Source organism: Romboutsia sp. 1001216sp1, from assembly GCF_039841805.1.
Taxonomy (GTDB): domain Bacteria; phylum Bacillota; class Clostridia; order Peptostreptococcales; family Peptostreptococcaceae; genus Romboutsia_C; species Romboutsia_C hominis.
In genome coordinates, this window is the sequence record NZ_JBDPHA010000011.1 from 25,867 (window position 1) to 44,552 (window position 18,686).

The window sequence follows — 18,686 nt, forward strand, 5'->3', positions numbered from 1 at the left end:
GAACTTTTTAATGGCAAATTTAATAGAAATTTTCAAAGCCGTAATACTTGGTATTGTCGAAGGTATAACTGAATGGTTACCTGTAAGTAGTACTGGCCATATGATACTAGTAGATGAATTTATGCACCTTAATTTTTCGGATACTTTTGTAAATACATTTTTAGTTGTAATACAACTTGGTGCAATACTAGCAGTCATTATCATATTCTTTAAAAAACTAAATCCTTTTGATAGTTCAAAAACTTCTATTCAAAAGAATGAAACAATAAGCTTATGGCTTAAAGTTATAGTAGCTGTTTTTCCATCTGCAATATTAGGATTTTTGTATGATGATAAAATAGAAGCAGCTTTCTTTAATGCTACAACAGTTGCTATTGCACTTATAGTATACGGTATAATCATGATACTACTTGAGAATAGAAATAAAAAACCTAAGTATAATGATTTCTCTCAAGTAACTTATAAGTTAGCTATCGGTATAGGTTTATTCCAGTGTTTAGCTTTAATACCTGGAACATCTAGATCTGGATCTACTATAATAGGTGCAATACTTCTTGGTACATCTAGATATGTAGCTGCAGAATTTTCATTTTTCTTAGCTATACCTACTATGCTTGGGGCTAGTGCACTAAAACTTGCTAAAGCTGGTTTAGCATTTAGTGGACTTGAGTGGGTTGTACTTCTAACTGGTTCTATAGTGGCTTTTGTAGTTTCAGTATTTGTTATAAAGTTTTTAATGGATTATATCAAAAAGCACGACTTTAAAGTATTTGGATACTATAGAATAGTCCTAGGTATAATAGTTTTAGCTTATTTTTACCTTATAAAATAGTATCTTTATAAATTTTATATAAATATAAAAGTCTTCATTTGATTATCTAAATGAAGACTTTTATAATGCATATTAAACCTGATAATACTCTTATAATGTTTATAATGTTTTATTTACTATAAGAAAATACTTATGTTTTTCTTATAGTTTCAAACTTATATATTTGATTCTATAAGAAGTTTTATTATATCACTAGATTCTTCATTAAATGCAGTTATTATAGTCAAATCATCACAAGCTCTATTTATAGCCGAATATACTTTATTTAAATCTCCTACAAAATCGTTTATTTGATAATCCTGACTTCTATCTATTATTTTATGATTGTATAACATTTCTAACTCACATAATATTAAAGCTTTGTATTCTAAATTACTCATATTATAAATATTAGAAATGGTTATTCCAAACTTTTCACTCATATTAGTTAAGTCTTCATCTGCACATATATAAGGTATTTCTGCTTCATCTAATGCCTTTCTTAGCATATATTGGAAGTATATCATTTTTCCACTTTTTAATTTCTTTTTATTGTATGGATATACTATTCCTATATCACTATAATTTAATCCTTTATCTTCTACTAAATGCTCTATCTCCCATATTACAGAGCTTATTTGTTCATCTAAATCACTAACTTTTATTATATCTACAGATTTACCTTCTTCTCTTTTAGATATACTTTTATAAAATTCATTATAAGTTTTATTTTCTCTTAAAGAATGTATATAATTATTTGCATTTTCAGAGAAATTATTTACAAATTCCACTAATCTTTTAGTTTGTTTATAATTATCTTTTAATTCTATTATTTCATCAAACGCTAGATTGTTTACATTGGGTTTGAATATGTTTAAATCATTACTTATATTTGAACTCTCACATGAATACACATTGAATATGTGTTTAGTTTTATATAAGAATTCTTTTAAGAAATATATTTCCTCACTTGAATACTGTTCGCCTTTATCTACAAATATTCCTTTAAACATCTTCTTATTTTTTATTATATTTTTAGCTTGCTTTATAAGGTTTTCAAAAGCTTTTTCATAGTCCTTTTTTAATAAACTATAGTTTATTACTAAATTGTATTTTTTAGCTAGCTTAAATATAAAAGAGCTATATGTATGTATTTCTAAATTGTTATTATTTTTATATAATAATTTAACCTTTTCTCTAAGCTCATTACATCCTTGTTTTGATGGTGTTATTATTAAAAATTTATGATGTGGATATATTCTAGCTAATTTTATAGCTCTAGATAACATTATTGCTGTTTTACCAGTACCTGGTGCTCCTTTTAAGAGTATATCACCATATTTTATAGATATACTTTTAATAAGCTGACTTTGATTTAGCATAGTCGCACTATACTCATAGTCATCACTATAAAAAGATATCTTTTTAAAATTTTTATTTAAGTGATATTTACTATTAAGTAAATAATACTCAGGGCATACGTCCATCATAAATAAATTTAATGTTACTTCATTATTTGATTCTTCTAGGTAATTATCTAGTAATTTTTTATCATTCATTATTTCTTCAAGTTTACTTTTGTCTATTATATGTTTATATATAAATTCGCTAAATCCATAATCTTCTTCTATATCTACATATGGCATAACAAAAACATAATTATATTTTATATCACTATGAGACTGCTTCATTTTTAAACTTAACAGGTCATTTTCTTCACTCATAACCTCTAATAGGTCTTCTTCTAGGATATAGAATATATCTTCTGTTGTATCCATAAATTTTATAAATAGCGCTTTATTGTCTTTTATATATAACATATCTGTATTGATCCCTTTAAATGGTGTTACTTTAGGTATTATTTTTACATCTCTTTCTATATTTTCATAGAATACTTTTTCTACTTCTTTTATTTTTAAAGCATCTAGTTCAGAGTCAATATTTATGTAATTTTTCACCTGATATTCCCCCTCGCTTACTAATAATTATAGCATTTAAACTTATAATTTACTATATTTACTATGTATTCTATAAACTTCTTAATTTATATTAATTTAATTATATAAATTGTATCATTATATTATAGTTTTTACAAAAATAGGGAAGTTTATAACTCCCCTTAAAATTTTTAATGTCTATAATGTTCTTCCATCCAAATATTCATTTTTCTTCTTACTTCATTTTCTTTTACTTCATCAAAATAAGCATCATCTATATTATAAGTATCTACTAGATTGTATGATTCTATAGGGTATTCTAAAAAGTTGCCATTTTTATTTATAAATCCTATTGTCATTATTTCATAATTATCTTCATTTTTATTAAGAACTACTCCATATTCAACTTCTTTTTCTTTATCATTAACTTTAGTCATTTTTACATACTGATTTTTTGATAATTGTTTTAGCATACTAGCACTCCTTTTATTTATAATAAACTTACACATATTTAGTATTTCCAATTTTCTTGCTTATATTTAATCTTTATATACATAAGTATTGTACTATATTGTATTTTTGTTTCTTTATATAAAAAAATGCATACTTATAAAATTTTAAGTATGCACTCTTTTTAAAGCTATATTATTTTTTTAAGTTTATGACTTCATCAAGTACTACATCACTACCTATTTCTTCGTATGTTCCTGGTTGTGATTTTAACTCTTTATATTTAGGTTTTTCTATCACTACTCTAATGTTTTTGCTATCTTTTGGTGATTGTAAATAAGTTTTATCACCTTTATTATCATTATCTGCTGTAGACTCTGATTGTTCTAGTTTTTTTCCTTTGTCATCAAATACTGTCATTCTATATTCATCCCACGTACCTTTTTTGTAAGAATTTTTGATTATCATATCAAAAGGTGTTATAGAAATTGAATTAACTTTTACAAAATCATTTTCAACATTTTCTAAATTTATAATATTTCTTAATTCTTTATTTACTTTTACTGGAATGTTAAAAGCCCAAGTTCCCCAAGTTACATCATCTTTATCACCTTCATTTATAGCATAGTTATCTATAACTTTTAATTTAGTCTTAAATGTAAATTCATTTGGTACTTCTTCTTTTATTTCATTTATTTTATATTTTTGTACTCCAACAAATGTATACTCATCAATAAATTTTCCTTCTAACCCTGCAAATCCAGTTGAATCTAGTTCTTTATCACTAAAGCTAACTTTATTATAAGCTTCTTCTATTATTAATTGATTCATATCTAGTTTTTTCCCATTTCCCCAAGAAGTATATTTAAATGGTTTTTCATTTTCAACTACATAAGTTATATATAATGATTGCCCATCGCATACAACTTCTGAAAGTGTAACCCCTATCCCATTTGAATATGCTGTTTCATTAATAGCTGTAGAATATTGAGAATAATTTCCTGGGAAGTAAATATTTTTTTCTATTGCTTCAAAAACATTACCTACAAAAGGTATTTTAGATGCTAACGCTGGGTTTAAAGCTCCTAGTGTAAGTATTCCAACTAAGCTTGCAGCAGCTATTTTAGGCAAATTATTTCTTTTATGATTTTTATTTTTCTCTTTTAATGCCTTTGATACTCCCTTTTCTATAGCTTCATCTATATCTAAAGGTATATTTATATTATCATATTTCTTATTGCTCATTTATCTCGCCCTCCATTAATATTTCCTTTAATTGCTTCTTTGCTCTTCTCATATGGCTTTTAACTGTATTTATTGGTATATCCATATTTTGAGAAATCTCTTCAATAGTCATGTCATTAAAGTACTTTAAAATAATAACCATTTTGTATTGCTCTCTTAAACTATCTATCGCATCATATAAATCTAATTTTTCTTCTATTGAAATTTCCTTTGCTTTTTCAACTATATTTGCTTCTTCTTCTATGTAAACTATCTTGTCTTCCTTCTTTGAATAATCTATAGCTACATTTATTAGCACTTTTGTTATCCAAGTTTTAAAAAATTTTGGTTCACTCAATTTATTTATATTTAATAATCCCTTGTAAGTAGTCTCTTGTAATATATCTAAAGCTTTTTGCTCATCTTTTACGTAACTATATGCAATTTTGTAAAGAGATGCTTTATGAACTTTCATCAATTCTGTAAATGCTTTTGAGTCCCCTTTTATAGCTTTTTTAGCTAGCTTTATATTAGACTCTCCTTTTTTTCTTCCTTGCCAAGGTAATGTTAATACATTTCCCATATGTTCCTCCTTTTTTTCAATGTGCCATGACACAAAATGTATACAACAATTAGACTGACATAAATACTAAAAAGTTGCAAATTTTTATATTTTTTATAAATTTATATATGATTAGAAAATTTAAATATTAATAAAGGGCTCTAATACTAATTTTTAAGCAATAAAAAAGAGAGGGGAAATTCCTCTCTCTTTTATTTAGCATATTCAATTGCTCTTGTTTCTCTTATTATACTAACTTTTATTTGACCTGGATATTCTAATTCATCTTCGATTTTCTTAGTCATATCACGAGCTAATAAATGTATATCTTCATCGCTTACATTTTCAGGTTTAACCATTATTCTAACTTCTCTACCTGCTTGTATAGCAAACGATTTTTCTACACCATCATAAGAGTTTGCGATCTCTTCTAGCTTTTCAAGTCTCTTTATATACGCCTCTAATGTTTCTCTTCTAGCACCTGGTCTTGCTGCTGATATAGCATCTGCCGCAGTTACTAAAACAGCTTCTATTGTTTGAGGTTCATAGTCTCCATGGTGAGTACTCATAGCATGTATAACTTCTTTAGATTCTTTATATCTTCTTAATAAGTCCATACCTATTTCTACATGTGTACCTTCCATTTCATGGTCAACAGATTTACCTATATCATGAAGTAAACCAGCTCTTTTAGCTAATTTTATATCAGCTCCTATTTCAGCTGCCATTATACCTGCTATATGTGCAACTTCAATAGAATGTTTAAGTACATTTTGTCCATAACTAGTTCTGTAGTTAAGTCTACCTAATAGTCTAATTAACTCTGGATGAAGTCCGTGCACTCCTGTTTCAAATGCTGCTTGTTCCCCATATTCCTTAATTATATTATCTACTTCTTTTCTAGCTTTTTCTACCATTTCTTCTATTCTAGCTGGATGTATTCTTCCATCTGCTATTAGCTTTTCTAAAGCTATTCTTGCAACTTCTCTTCTTATAGGATCAAATCCTGATAAAATTACAGCTTCTGGAGTATCGTCTATTATTAAATCAATTCCTGTTAAAGTTTCTAGAGTTCTTATATTTCTTCCTTCTCTACCTATTATTCTACCCTTCATTTCATCATTTGGTAAATTAACTACTGTAACAGTTGTTTCTGCAACATGGTCTGCTGCACATTTTTGTATAGCATAACCTATTATTTCTCTTGATTTTTTTTCAGCTTCTTCCTTAGCTTGAGATTCTATCTCTTTTATCATTATAGACATTTCACGTCTTACTTCTCTCTCAGCATTAGTTAATATTATCTCTTTTGCCTTATCAGAAGTTATACCTGATATGTTTTCTAATTTTTCAAGTTGCTTTACTTTTATTTCTTCTACTTCTTCTTCTTTTTTTGCTACATTTTTAAGCTTATCACTTAAACTATTTTCTTTTGATTCTAGGTTATATAATTTCTTATCTAGAACTTCTTCTTTTTGTATTATTCTTCTTTCGTATTTTTGTAAGTCATTTCTTCTTTCTTTGTTTTCTCTTTCAGCTTCAGTTCTCCACTTGTGGATTTCTTCCTTAGCTTCTAGTTGCTTTTCTTTTTTAATAGTTTCTGAGTCTCTATTTGCTTTATCTATAATTTCTTTGGCTAAGCTTTCTGCTTGTCCAATTTTAGTCTCAGATATATTTTTTCTTACAAAATATCCAGCTATAATACCTATTGCTGCCCCTATCAAAAGCATTACTACAGTCTCTATGACATCCACCTCCTTTAGTTAATATCCCAAAATGTCACTTCTAAGATTTTAATCGTTAAAGTACAATCATAACTATGATATACGTTTATAAACTATAAGTATTTTCATAATCTATGTTGTAATAACAACAAAATACCTTTATTTATATTTATCTAAGAATATTTATATATAGAACTAAATTTAGATATTTTATTTCTCTTTAATTTTATAATTTTTTCTAACTCATGTCAAGTTAATAGGAGGTGTATGTTTAAGTTATTATTGCTTATCTATTTCATCTTCTAATGGTGCATTTTCTTTATTTTCATCTAATTTGTAGTGTGCTCTTACCTTCTCATCTATTTCTGCTATTAAATCAGGATTATCTGATAAGAATTTCTTAACATTTTCTCTACCTTGTCCTAATTTTATATCATTATAGCTATACCAAGCTCCTGACTTTTTAACTACATCTATATCTGCTGCTATATCTAATAAATCTCCAACCTTAGATATACCTTCACCATACATTATGTCAAACTCTGTTTGCTTAAATGGTGGTGCAACTTTATTTTTAACTACTTTTACTCTTGTTCTACTTCCGATTACTTTATCGCCTTGTTTTATACTATCTACTCTTCTAACATCAAGTCTTACAGATGAGTAGAATTTAAGCGCACGCCCACCTGTTGTTGTTTCTGGATTTCCAAACATTATACCAACTTTTTCTCTTAATTGGTTTATAAATATTGCAACACAATTAGATTTTTTTATTGAACCTGTTAATTTTCTAAGCGCTTGAGACATAAGTCTAGCTTGAAGACCAACGTGAGAGTCTCCCATGTCCCCTTCTATTTCAGCTCTTGGAACAAGTGCTGCAACTGAATCGACTACTATTATATCTATAGCTCCACTTCTTATAAGTGCTTCTGCTATTTCTAGTGCTTGTTCCCCTGTATCTGGTTGAGATATTATTAAGTTATCTATGTCAACTCCTAATGCTTTTGCATATACTGGGTCAAGTGCATGTTCTGCATCTATAAATGCTGCTATTCCACCTTGTTTTTGAGCTTCTGCTACTGTGTGAAGTGCAACTGTTGTCTTACCTGAAGATTCCGGTCCATATACTTCTATTATTCTTCCCTTTGGTAATCCACCTATACCAACTGCAATATCTAGCCCTATTGAACCTGTTGGTATAACATCTATATTCATAGATGTAGCTTCTCCTAATTTCATTACTGACCCTTTCCCAAAGTCTTTTTCTATTTGACCTAACGCTTGGTTAAGTGCTTTTAATTTATCTTGTTCTATACTCATTTATATCCATCCCTTTCTTTCGCTTTTTACAAACATTTGTTCTGTAATATAGATTATATACTAATTTTTAATTACAGTCAATTAATAAAAATTTGTTTTTACATTTATATTATTTTCCTATATTAAAATTTTACCATACTAATTTTATTTATAAACCTTTATTTACATTTTTATACATTTTATATAAAACTTATGTTTTAGTATAACTTGTATCTGTGTAAATTAATATTTACACTTTAGCTTATATTTAAAACTGTATTTTGTATAAAGTAAAAAGCGGGCAGTTTATGCCCACTTTTTATTATTTACTATTCATGAATAATTCTTTATTTTTATATAAGTATTCCCATCCTGAGTAAAGTGTTAGAAGTGTTGCTATTAATATAGATATATCTCCTATCATAATTAATAGTGAATTGTTAAAGTTTGCTCCTAATAATAATACTATTATAGCTACCATTTGGCTTATAGTCTTTAACTTTCCTCCTCCACTAGCTGCTATTACTTTTCCATCAGCTGCTGCTATTGCTCTTAGTATACTTACTGTTAGCTCTCTCGCTACTATTATTATTACCATCCAACTTGCTACTAAGCCACTTTCTATCATACATATTAATGCTGATAAAACTAATAACTTATCTGCAAGTGGATCCATAAATTTCCCAAAGTCTGTAACTAGATTATGCTTTCTTGCTATGTGTCCATCCATAGCATCTGTTATTGATGCTACTACAAATATTATACAAGCTATTAAATATTTGTTAGGTATGTTAAGTAACATTACTATTATAAATACTGGTATTAAGAATATCCTAAATAAAGTTAATTTATTTGGTAAATTCATTTATAATACATCTCCCATTAAATCATATTCTAAAGCTTTATCTATTCTTACTTTTACAAAATCCCCTACATTAAGTTGATCTTCAGATTTTACGTAAACTATACTATCTATTTCTTCTGCATCGCCTTGAGTTCTACCTATATATACTTTATCTTCTATTTGTTCTTCTATTAAAACTTCGTAAGTGTTTCCTACTTTAGCTTCATTTAATTCTTGAGATATTTTTTGTTGTTCTAGCATTAATTTATCTCTTCTTTGTTCTTTTATTTCTTGTTCTATGTGATTAGGTAATTTATCTGCTGGCGTATCTTCTTCTCTTGAATATGCAAATGCACCTAATCTATCAAATTTAACTTCTTTTGCAAATTCTACAACTTCATTAAAATCTTCTTCAGTTTCACCTGGGAATCCTACTATTATAGTTGTTCTTATTGTAGCATCTGGTATATGCTTTCTTATCATTTCTATTTTAGATAATATATCTTCTTTAGTTGTTTTTCTATTCATTAGCTTTAGTATTCTGTTACTTGCATGTTGTATAGGCATATCAAAGTAGTTACATATATTATCATATTTTTTCATTACCATAACTAATTCTTCGCTTATTGATTCTGGGTAAGAATACATTACTCTTATCCACTTTATGCCTTCTACTTTAGCTAATTCTTCTAGTAAAGTTGGTAACATTTCTTTGTTGTATAAATCAAATCCATACTTAGTTGTATCTTGTGCTATAACTACTAATTCTTTAACACCTCTAGCTGCTAAATCTTTAGCCTCTTTAACTATATCTTCCATTTTTCTACTTCTATATTTACCTCTTAATTTTGGTATTATACAGTAAGTACAATGGTTGTCACAACCTTCACCTATTTTTAGGTATGCCATATGATTTGGAGTTGTAACATATCTTGGTAATTCTTCGTTGAAAGCAAATTCTATATCATTTAAGCTAACAACTTGCTTTTCTTTTTCTAAGTCTTTTATTATTTCGTCTATTTGTTGATAACTTCCTGTACCTACTATTGCATCTATTTCAGGTATTTCTGCTTTTAATTCTTCTGAATATCTTTGTGCTAAACATCCTGTTACTATAAGTATCTTTAGATTTCCATCTACTTTGTATTGTGCTAAGTCAAGAATAGTATCTATTGATTCTTGCTTTGCTGATTCTATAAATCCACATGTATTTACAAGTATTATATCAGCCTCAGAAAAATCACCTACTAACTTATAACCTTTTCTATTTAGTATTCCCATCATTATTTCTGCATCTACTAAGTTTTTCGAACATCCTAGTGATTCTAGTGCTATCTTTAACATCTTTATTGCTCCTTTTTGGCCTTCTCGTGATATTTTATGCTTTCATTTAGTCCTTTAGTCATATCATCAAAGTTTATAACTTGATTATATTTATACTTATCAACCGAATGCATATATAAAGGGTCATAATACTCTACTAAATATCTTTCTACTAATTCCTCGTATTTTCCTTCATCTAATAGATTAATATATTCATCTACTCTCTTATGACCTAATCTTTTTCTAAATTTATTTATACAATCTTTTAAAGTTTGTATGTTTTCTTCTTTATTTTTTTGATTATGTATATAATCTCTACATAATCTTTTAACTCTATTTTCAGTACTACATTCTAATAATATATGATGACCATCTCTTATAATAGCATCATATATTTCATTAGGTACACAAACATGACCTACTCTTTTACTTTCACTTTCTATAAATATATAATCTGAGTTTGAGTAAAATAATTCTTCAAATATTTTAGTTTCGAATTTCTTTTGACTTGGTGGTTTTTGGTCAAATGTTATAAATCCAAATGTAGAACCACTATTTTTAGCTATTCCTTCTAGATCTATATTGTCTATGTTATTTTCTTCTAACATTTTAAGTAAGTCGGTTTTTCCGACTCCCGTAAGTCCATGAACTACTATAAATTCTTTTGTATTCATTATATTTCTTAGATAATCTAATACATAATTTCTATAAGATTTATATCCACCTTCTAATTGGTATACATTTATGCCTAGAGAAGAAACTAAGTTAACTACCGATCCACTTCTCATTCCTCCTCTAGCACAATAAACTACTACATTGTCATGATTTTTTGCAGCTTCTAATACATTAAGATATATATCTTTTAATTTATATCCAACATAATCAAATCCTATTTTTATAGCTTCATGTTTTCCTTGCATTTTATATATAGTACCTACTTCATTATGTTCATTGTCTTTAAATAATGGCATGCTAAATGCATCTAATATATTATCTTCTTCATGCTCTGATTCAGTTCTTACATCTATAAAAACTACATTTTCCAACTTAAGTGCGTCTTCTATTTTTATTGTCTTCAATTTTACTCACCTTCTAAATTTTGTAAGTCTTGTTTGCTTATTAATACTTTTCTTGGTTTGCTTCCTTCACTTGGTCCAACTATACCTCTTTCTTCCATAGAATCTATAAGTCTTGCTGCTCTATTAAATCCTATTTTAAACTTTCTTTGTAACATAGATGATGACCCTTGGCCACTTTCAACTATAAATTCTATAGCTTCACTTAATAGCTCATCTTCATCACTTGATTTTGCTATATTAGCTTTTAATATAGTCTCCATTATATCTTCTTCATACTTTATTTCATTGCCACTAACTTGTGATTTTACAAAGTCTATAACTCTTTCAGATTCACCTTCTGATATAAATGCTCCTTGAAGTCTAACAGGTTTTGCTGCTCCTAATGGATAGAATAGCATATCACCTTTACCTAATAGTTTTTCGGCTCCACCCATATCAAGTATAGTTCTTGAATCTGTTTGTGATGAAACAGCAAATGCTATTCTAGATGGTATGTTAGCTTTTATAACTCCTGTTATAACGTCAACAGATGGTCTTTGTGTTGCTACTATTAAATGCATTCCAGCTGCTCTTGCCATCTGTGCTAATCTACATATATAATCTTCCACATCATTTGAACTTACCATCATTAAATCTGCAAGTTCGTCTATTATTATTACTATCTTAGGAAGTTTTTCTTCTGCCTTTTGATTGTAACTTGTTATATCTTTTACTTGTGCTCCTGCAAATAACTTGTATCTTCTATTCATTTCTGTAACTGCCCAGTTAAGTGCATTAGCAGCTTTTTTAGGATCTGTAACTACTGGTATAAGTAGATGTGGTATTCCATTATAATTTGCAAGCTCAACGACTTTAGGGTCTATAAGTAATAACTTTACTTCATCTGGCTTTGCTTTGTAAAGTATGCTACTTATTAGTGTATTTACACATACACTTTTTCCTGAACCTGTTGACCCTGCTATTAACATATGAGGCATTTTTCCTATATCTGCTATTACAGTTTTTCCTGCTATATCTTTACCTAGTGCCATAGCAAGTGGAGATTCAAAGTTTCTAAACTCTTCACTTTCTAATACTTCACGAATTCCTACCATTTGTGCATTTTCATTTGGCACTTCTATACCTATTGCACTTTTACCTGGTATTGGAGCTTCCATTCTTATACTTTTAGCAGCTAAGCTTAGTGCTATATCATCTGTTAGATTTACTATTTTACTAACCTTAACTCCTGGGCTTGGCTGTATTTCATATCTAGTTATAGTAGGTCCTACTGTAACTTGATTAACCTTTGCTTCAACTCCAAAATCAGATAAAGTCTTTTCTAAAAGAGATGCATTTTTAAGTACTTTTTTTCTTCCTCCGTCATCACTTTTTTTATCTATTTTGTTTAAAAGGTTAAAGCTTGGCATTTTATAGTTTTCATAACTCATATTTGAAGCTACATTTATATCTTGAGTTTTCTCCATATCGGAATTGAATGTTTTAGATGTTTTTATAGGTTGTTCCTTTACATCTTCTACAACTCCTGTTTTAAAGCTTTGTAATTCCTTTATTGTATCTAATTCTGGCATATTTTGAGTACCTTCTAATATTTCTAGGTATTCATCTTCTGCCTTATTAAACCCAACTATTTTTATAGTTTTATCTCCTATATCATCTTCGTCTTGGTCTATTACATATTCTTCCTCTTCTTTAGAGTTTTTAGACATAAAGCCTTTAAATAGACCTTTTTTATCAACCATAGTTTCTTCATCTACTTCTTCTGTCATCATATCTATTGCTGATTTTTTCATATTAGATACTTTTTCTTTTAAGTTTAGGTTTCCATTTTTAGCACTTGATGATTTTGCTTTTATGTTTAATATTAAATCTTTAACTGATATGTTAAAGATAAATAATATAGTCATTACAAGTGCAAATATACTTATCATCCATCCACCAGTTAATCCAAACATTTTAACGATATAGTAAGTTATAGTGGTAGATACAAGTCCACTTCCTTCTCCACTTACCCCCATATCCATAACACCTTTAATCATGTCTGAGCTTAAAGGAGAATCTACAGGTAAACTTTTTGCATTTAATAATCCATAGAATATAAACATAAATAATATTACTACATAGTATGTTTTAGTATTTTTTAATCTATATATATATTCGTTGCCTTCAAAGAATCCAAGTGTCCCTATAATAATTACTATAAATGGTATTATTACAGAAAGAGAACCAAATAATCCTTTAAATAAAGATTGCATCATAGATCCTATAAATCCCATTGAACTTGAATTTAAACTATATAATAAAAATATACCTATAAATATAGTTACCAAATTATGATATTCCTGATTAAAGCTTAATTTCTTTTCTTTTTTCTTGCTTTTTTTCTTTTTAGCCACTCATCTCACCTCTTATCTTACTTTAAGTATATCATAGCAAAAAGTGTTAATGCCTTAACACTAACACTTTTATTTTATCATTTAATTATATCATACAACATATATTTATAACAATTTTTATTTATCTTGATTCTTTTCATCTTCTTTTATAAGTTCTTTTAACTTACTTAATGCTTCTTTTAATCCTCCAACTTCATTTATAAGCCCAACATCTACAGCTTCTTTTCCTATTAATACACTTCCAACGTCATTTACAAGTTCGTCTTTTGAGTGCATTATCCTGTCTAATTCATCTCTATCTATATTAGAAGTTCTAGTTATGAAATTACTTATTCTTTCTTGCATTTTTTTAAAGTATTCAAAAGTTTCATTTACTCCTATTACAAGTCCGTTAGTTCTTATAGGATGAACTATCATGGTAGCAGTTGGTGCTATAAATGAATAGTCTCCTGCAGTTGCAAGAGGAACTCCTATACTATGACTTCCTCCAAGTACTAATGTTACTACTTTTTTAGAAATGCTATTTAAAAGTTCTGCTATAGCAAGACCTGCTTCTACATCTCCTCCTACTGTATTTAATATGACAAGTATGCCTTTAGTATCTGCATTTTCTTCTACTGAATAAAGCATTGGTATTATATGTTCATATTTAGTTGATTTTTTTTGAGGATTTCCTACGTAGTGACCTTCTATCTCTCCTATTATAGTTATACATTGTATATCTTTTTTAGGCTGTGGTGGCATATCAGGCACACCCATTTGTTTTATATTTTGTATATCTTTAGTTTCATTTACTGGATTTTCTTCATTTTCATTTTTTATTTGTAATGTACTTTTTTCTCTACCTCTATCACGGCTAAATTCTATATGATTATTGTAGTTAATGTTATCTTCATAATATCTCATGTATGTAATACTCCTCTCAAACTCTGCTTTCATGTTATTTTGTCCAAATATATGCAAAAAATTCTTTAAGCATTTAGTTTTAAAGTATTACATTTATTAATTTTAATATAATTTTTGTATTTAGTCATTTTTTATTGTATATTAGGTATTTTTACTTGATTAGTTTAAGTGAAATTCATTATGAATTGCATGCACTGACTTTGATATATCATTACTATCTACTAAACAAGATATTGTCATACTAGAATCAGATGTTTGAAGTAATGGTATATTTTCTTTTGATAAAGCTTTTACTAATCTTGACATAACTCCTGGTATGCCATTTATCTTAGCACCTATTAAAGTTACTTTTGCGCAATTTTTTCTTATGGAATATTCTATGTTTGATTTTTTAAGTATATTTTCAAGTTGCTCTATATACTCTTCTTCTACTACAAATGCTTTTTCTTCTATAAAAAAGTTTATCATATCTATACTTATGTTTTCTTTTTCTATATCATTTAATATATTTGTAAAGTCATCTTCACTTGCTTTTATTTTAACTTGTGCTACTTTATCCTTGTGAGCTACAGCTGTCATTAGGCTATTTTTTACTTCATACTCCATATATTCCCTTTGGCACTCTGTACATATTCTAGTTCCTGCAAACTCTGGATTTAATGTATTTTTTATTGAAAGTGTTATATTTGCACTCCTTGCAAGAGATACTGCTCTTGGGTGTATAACTTTAGCTCCTTTTTCTGCCATTTGAAATACTTCTTCATAATCTATACAATCTAATACCTTAGCATCAGGTTCTATTCTTGGGTCTGCTGTCATTATTCCATCTACATCTGTATATATCTCAACCCTAGAACAGTTTAATGCTTTTCCTATTGCAACAGCTGATGTATCACTACCCCCTCTTCCTAGTGTTGTTATTTCTCCATCTTCTGTTTTACCTTGGAATCCAGCTATTACTACTACATTGTTATCATTTAACTCTTTTAATATTCTTTCTGTATTTATATCTAATATTTTTGCATCTGAAAAATTATTAGTTGTTATTATTCCAGCTTGATATCCTGTCAAGAAAGTAGACTTTATATTTCTAACCTGTAACATATTTGTAAGTACAGTTCCTGATATTATTTCGCCACAGCTCATTATCATATCTAGTTCTCTTTTGTTTGGTTGATCGTTTATTTCACTTAATAAAGAAATTAATGTATCTGTTGCATATGGTGAACCCTTTCTTCCCATAGCTGATACTACTATAACTAGCTTTAAATCCTTATAAGTTTCTTTATATGCTTTTATTATTTTGCATACCTCATTCATTTTTTCGTAAGATCCAACTGATGTACCACCAAATTTTTGAACTAAGATTTCCATAATGCCCCCCTAGTATATTCCGTCATATTCAATTATTATCATATCATTTCCTATTTTTCTAACATTTCTCCAAGGTACTTCAAGTACTGATTTATCCTTTCTAATACCAAAGAATCCTTTTTCCCTTGGTATTAATAATGCTAGTATCTCTCCTGTAGTTTCATCTATTATCATGTCACACTCTCCAATTACACCTAATCTTTCTCCTGTAACTAGATTTACTATTTCTTTACCTGCTATTTCAGATAAATTCATGTTTATCCCCCCATTTTTTCTTTTATAGTAAAATATCTCAAAGCATTTTGTAATATAAAAGTAAGTTAAATATTAGTTCACTTTTATATGATTATATTTACCTTAATTTTTATATTAATTTTAATCAACTTTGAGATATTCTTCATTCGTTTATTTTATTGTTTAAAGTATTATAGCTTTATGTTTTCTACATCTCTACCAACTATACATACTCCTATTTTATCTAAATTAAATACTTTATCTATTACCTTTTTTATAGTTTCTCTATCTATATTATCTATAGATTTTAATATTTCATCACTATTTCTTACCTTTTTATTTAGTAGCATTGCCTTACCTATTGCCATCATTCTGCTACTTGTACTTTCTAGACCTAGCATATAACTTCCCTTTAATTGTTCTTTAGTTAATCTTATCTCTTCATCACTTAGGTAATTGTTTTTAAGATCTTTTATTTCCTCTATAACTAAATTATATACTTCTTCTAGATTTTCGTTACTCATACTAGCAAATATTCCCAACTCTCCACATTGTCTATATAAACTTTGAGATGAATATATTGAATAAACTAATCCCTCTTCTTCTCTTATCTTTTGGAATAGCCTAGAACTAATACTTCCTCCAAATATAGTGTTTATTATAGCTAATGCATAGGCTTCTTCTGTTTCTTCAGATGCTATAGCTTCTAAACCAATTGCTAGATTAACTTGTTCAGTATCTTTATTTTTTGTTATATAAGTATTTTTAAAGTCTGCCTTAGTAAAGTTTATATCTACTTCTTTTTTATTCCATGATTTAAACTTATCTTCTATTTCTTTTACTATTTCTTCAAAATTAAAGTTTCCACATATAGATATTACTGAATTATTAGGTACATAATAACTATTAAAATACTCTTCTATTTCTTTTTTATTTATATCAAAAAGAGATTTTTCTGTTCCTATTATGTTATATCCTAAAGAATCTCCTTTATATATTCCTTCACTTAATAAGTCATAAGCTAAATCTTCTGGAGAATCTTCATACATCTTTAATTCTTCAAGTATTACTAATCTTTCTTTATCTATATCAGTTTGATTAAATAGAGGATTTAACATCATATCACTTAATATGTCTATTCCTTTATTTATATGAGAATCTAATAATTTAACGTAATAACATGTACATTCTTTGCTTGTAAAAGCATTTATTTGTCCACCTAAATTATCTATCTCATTTGCAATATCTTTTGAAGTTCTATTTTTAGTGCCTTTAAATAGCATATGTTCTATAAAGTGAGATATACCACTTATTTTCTCATCCTCTATTCTTGAACCTGCGTTTATCCATACCCCTAGTGCAATAGACTTTAAATAAGGTATCTCTTCACCTATTATTGTTAGTCCATTATCTAATACGTGTGTTTTATACATACTTCCCTCCATTTATAATGTCATTTTATAATTTAATATATTTATAAAGTTTTTTATTTTTACTTAGTGCTTTACATGAGATATGTAGTAAATATCTATACCCTAATATAAAAAATCTAAATATTAGTAGCTTTTATTAAACTACATGTATTAAATTATAAGTTACTATTTTTATTTATTCAACTATTACTATCCTAAAATATATCACTTAACTTCCCTGGTTTTAACCCTTTGTCCCTAATTATATTTATAATATCATCTATACATTGGACTGTTGCATTTGTTGGATGCATTAAAACTATACTATTATCTACTATGTCTTTTTTCTTAATTCTTTCAATTATAACATCTGGCTCTTCTCTATTTTTCCAGTCTATTGTGTCTATGTCCCATTTTATAGATGTATATCCCATTTCTTTTGCTGCTTTTACAGTGTTGTCCCCAAATGAACCTGATGGGGCTTGAAAAAATTTAGTTTCCTCCTGTATTATATCTTCTATTATTTTCTTAGATGTTTTTATTTGCTCTAAATTTTCTTCATAAGATAAATTTGCATAGTCTAAATGTTTATGTCCATGGTTTCCTATTTCATGTCCTTCTTCCTTAATTTTTAGAAGTAATTCTTCATTGTTTTCTGCCCATCTACCAGTTACATTAAAGGTTATTTTTACATCTTCTTTTTTTAGTGCCTCTAGTATTCCCTCTACATATTCACTTTCCCATCCTAGGTCTACGTTGCAAGTTAATGCAACGTATCCACTTTTAACTTTTGTTCCTTGGTAGTATGGCTGATTTGCTACATCTAAGTTTAAGGTTGGTTTTGTCTCTCTTTTCATAAAGTATAACCCAGAAATTACAATTAATATAACTGCTATTAATCCTATAATGACTTTTTTTAATTTTTTCTTATTGATTACTATCATCATAATAGTTTTCCCCCTAATCAAGCCTTAATTATGTACAACTTCTTATATATTTTATTAGGTTGTATTAATATTTATGACTCTATTTCTTTGAGATTATTTTTGTATTGTATATTACTTTTAATCAAACTAAAAGACTGTAGAAAATTAGTTCTACAGTCTTTTTG

16 protein-coding genes are annotated in these 18,686 nt (G+C 27.8%); 1 reads left to right on the forward strand and 15 read right to left on the reverse strand.

Annotation, left to right across the window (positions count from 1 at the left end; genetic code table 11):
• Positions 1–10 precede the first annotated feature (10 nt).
• On the forward strand, positions 11–832 hold the full coding sequence (locus ABHC41_RS10975; RefSeq protein WP_166505761.1) for an undecaprenyl-diphosphate phosphatase: 822 nt from the start codon (positions 11–13) through the stop codon (positions 830–832).
• 155 nt (positions 833–987) lie between these two features.
• Here ABHC41_RS10975 and ABHC41_RS10980 read toward each other — a convergent pair whose 3' ends face one another.
• From ABHC41_RS10980 to ABHC41_RS11050, 15 genes are all read right to left on the reverse strand, one after another.
• Complete coding sequence (locus ABHC41_RS10980) at positions 988–2,769, reverse strand: UvrD-helicase domain-containing protein (RefSeq protein WP_166505762.1); 1,782 nt, start codon at positions 2,767–2,769, stop codon at positions 988–990.
• A gap of 170 nt (positions 2,770–2,939) precedes the next feature.
• Positions 2,940–3,221, reverse strand: a complete 282-nt coding sequence (locus ABHC41_RS10985) for a hypothetical protein (protein WP_092924804.1) — start codon at positions 3,219–3,221, stop codon at positions 2,940–2,942.
• 172 nt (positions 3,222–3,393) lie between these two features.
• A complete protein-coding gene (locus ABHC41_RS10990; protein WP_166505763.1) occupies positions 3,394–4,443 on the reverse strand; it encodes a DUF4179 domain-containing protein in 1,050 nt (349 codons plus the stop codon).
• On the reverse strand, positions 4,433–5,005 hold the full coding sequence (locus tag ABHC41_RS10995) for a sigma-70 family RNA polymerase sigma factor (RefSeq protein WP_092924800.1): 573 nt from the start codon (positions 5,003–5,005) through the stop codon (positions 4,433–4,435). Before ABHC41_RS10995 ends, ABHC41_RS10990 begins: the two co-directional genes overlap by 11 nt.
• A 191-nt stretch (positions 5,006–5,196) precedes the next feature.
• Complete coding sequence (gene rny / locus ABHC41_RS11000; RefSeq protein WP_092924798.1) at positions 5,197–6,738, reverse strand: ribonuclease Y; 1,542 nt, start codon at positions 6,736–6,738, stop codon at positions 5,197–5,199.
• Positions 6,739–6,987: 249 nt separating this feature from the next.
• Positions 6,988–8,028, reverse strand: coding sequence for a recombinase RecA (gene recA / locus ABHC41_RS11005; protein ID WP_092924796.1), 1,041 nt, complete (start codon positions 8,026–8,028; stop codon positions 6,988–6,990).
• Between the two features lie 301 nt (positions 8,029–8,329).
• Positions 8,330–8,872 (reverse strand): CDP-diacylglycerol--glycerol-3-phosphate 3-phosphatidyltransferase, encoded by a 543-nt coding sequence (gene pgsA, locus ABHC41_RS11010; RefSeq protein WP_092924794.1) that lies wholly within the window; start codon positions 8,870–8,872, stop codon positions 8,330–8,332.
• Positions 8,873–10,195 carry a 30S ribosomal protein S12 methylthiotransferase RimO gene (gene rimO / locus ABHC41_RS11015; RefSeq protein ID WP_176579612.1) on the reverse strand — a complete coding sequence of 441 codons (1,323 nt, stop codon included), beginning with the start codon at positions 10,193–10,195 and terminating at the stop codon, positions 8,873–8,875.
• Positions 10,196–10,197: 2 nt separating this feature from the next.
• Positions 10,198–11,253: a tRNA 2-selenouridine(34) synthase MnmH gene (gene mnmH / locus ABHC41_RS11020; protein WP_166505765.1), complete on the reverse strand. Its 1,056-nt coding sequence runs from the start codon at positions 11,251–11,253 to the stop codon at positions 10,198–10,200.
• Positions 11,254–11,255: 2 nt separating this feature from the next.
• Positions 11,256–13,649, reverse strand: coding sequence for a DNA translocase FtsK (locus ABHC41_RS11025; RefSeq protein ID WP_271892228.1), 2,394 nt, complete (start codon positions 13,647–13,649; stop codon positions 11,256–11,258).
• 117 nt (positions 13,650–13,766) lie between these two features.
• Positions 13,767–14,555, reverse strand: a complete 789-nt coding sequence (locus ABHC41_RS11030) for an ATP-dependent Clp protease proteolytic subunit (RefSeq protein ID WP_176579613.1) — start codon at positions 14,553–14,555, stop codon at positions 13,767–13,769.
• Positions 14,556–14,714: 159 nt separating this feature from the next.
• Positions 14,715–15,929: an aspartate kinase gene (gene dapG / locus ABHC41_RS11035; RefSeq protein ID WP_195237378.1), complete on the reverse strand. Its 1,215-nt coding sequence runs from the start codon at positions 15,927–15,929 to the stop codon at positions 14,715–14,717.
• A gap of 9 nt (positions 15,930–15,938) precedes the next feature.
• Positions 15,939–16,184, reverse strand: coding sequence for a YlmC/YmxH family sporulation protein (locus tag ABHC41_RS11040; protein WP_092924784.1), 246 nt, complete (start codon positions 16,182–16,184; stop codon positions 15,939–15,941).
• A gap of 170 nt (positions 16,185–16,354) precedes the next feature.
• Positions 16,355–17,596, reverse strand: coding sequence for a pitrilysin family protein (locus tag ABHC41_RS11045; protein ID WP_271892231.1), 1,242 nt, complete (start codon positions 17,594–17,596; stop codon positions 16,355–16,357).
• Between the two features lie 194 nt (positions 17,597–17,790).
• Positions 17,791–18,522, reverse strand: a complete 732-nt coding sequence (locus tag ABHC41_RS11050; RefSeq protein WP_271892232.1) for a polysaccharide deacetylase family protein — start codon at positions 18,520–18,522, stop codon at positions 17,791–17,793.
• Positions 18,523–18,686: the final 164 nt, after the last annotated feature.

Coding starts and splice junctions, on each gene's coding strand:
- rimO (WP_176579612.1), bottom strand. CDS start 10,195: ATGTTAAAGATAGCACTAGAATCACTAGGATGTTCGAAAAACTTAGTA.
- recA (WP_092924796.1), bottom strand. CDS start 8,028: ATGAGTATAGAACAAGATAAATTAAAAGCACTTAACCAAGCGTTAGGT.
- ABHC41_RS10985 (WP_092924804.1), bottom strand. CDS start 3,221: ATGCTAAAACAATTATCAAAAAATCAGTATGTAAAAATGACTAAAGTT.
- ABHC41_RS10990 (WP_166505763.1), bottom strand. CDS start 4,443: ATGAGCAATAAGAAATATGATAATATAAATATACCTTTAGATATAGAT.
- ABHC41_RS10995 (WP_092924800.1), bottom strand. CDS start 5,005: ATGGGAAATGTATTAACATTACCTTGGCAAGGAAGAAAAAAAGGAGAG.
- pgsA (WP_092924794.1), bottom strand. CDS start 8,872: ATGAATTTACCAAATAAATTAACTTTATTTAGGATATTCTTAATACCA.
- ABHC41_RS11040 (WP_092924784.1), bottom strand. CDS start 16,184: ATGAATTTATCTGAAATAGCAGGTAAAGAAATAGTAAATCTAGTTACA.
- ABHC41_RS11030 (WP_176579613.1), bottom strand. CDS start 14,555: ATGAGATATTATGAAGATAACATTAACTACAATAATCATATAGAATTT.
- ABHC41_RS11045 (WP_271892231.1), bottom strand. CDS start 17,596: ATGTATAAAACACACGTATTAGATAATGGACTAACAATAATAGGTGAA.
- ABHC41_RS10975 (WP_166505761.1), top strand. CDS start 11: ATGGCAAATTTAATAGAAATTTTCAAAGCCGTAATACTTGGTATTGTC.
- ABHC41_RS11050 (WP_271892232.1), bottom strand. CDS start 18,522: ATGATGATAGTAATCAATAAGAAAAAATTAAAAAAAGTCATTATAGGA.
- dapG (WP_195237378.1), bottom strand. CDS start 15,929: ATGGAAATCTTAGTTCAAAAATTTGGTGGTACATCAGTTGGATCTTAC.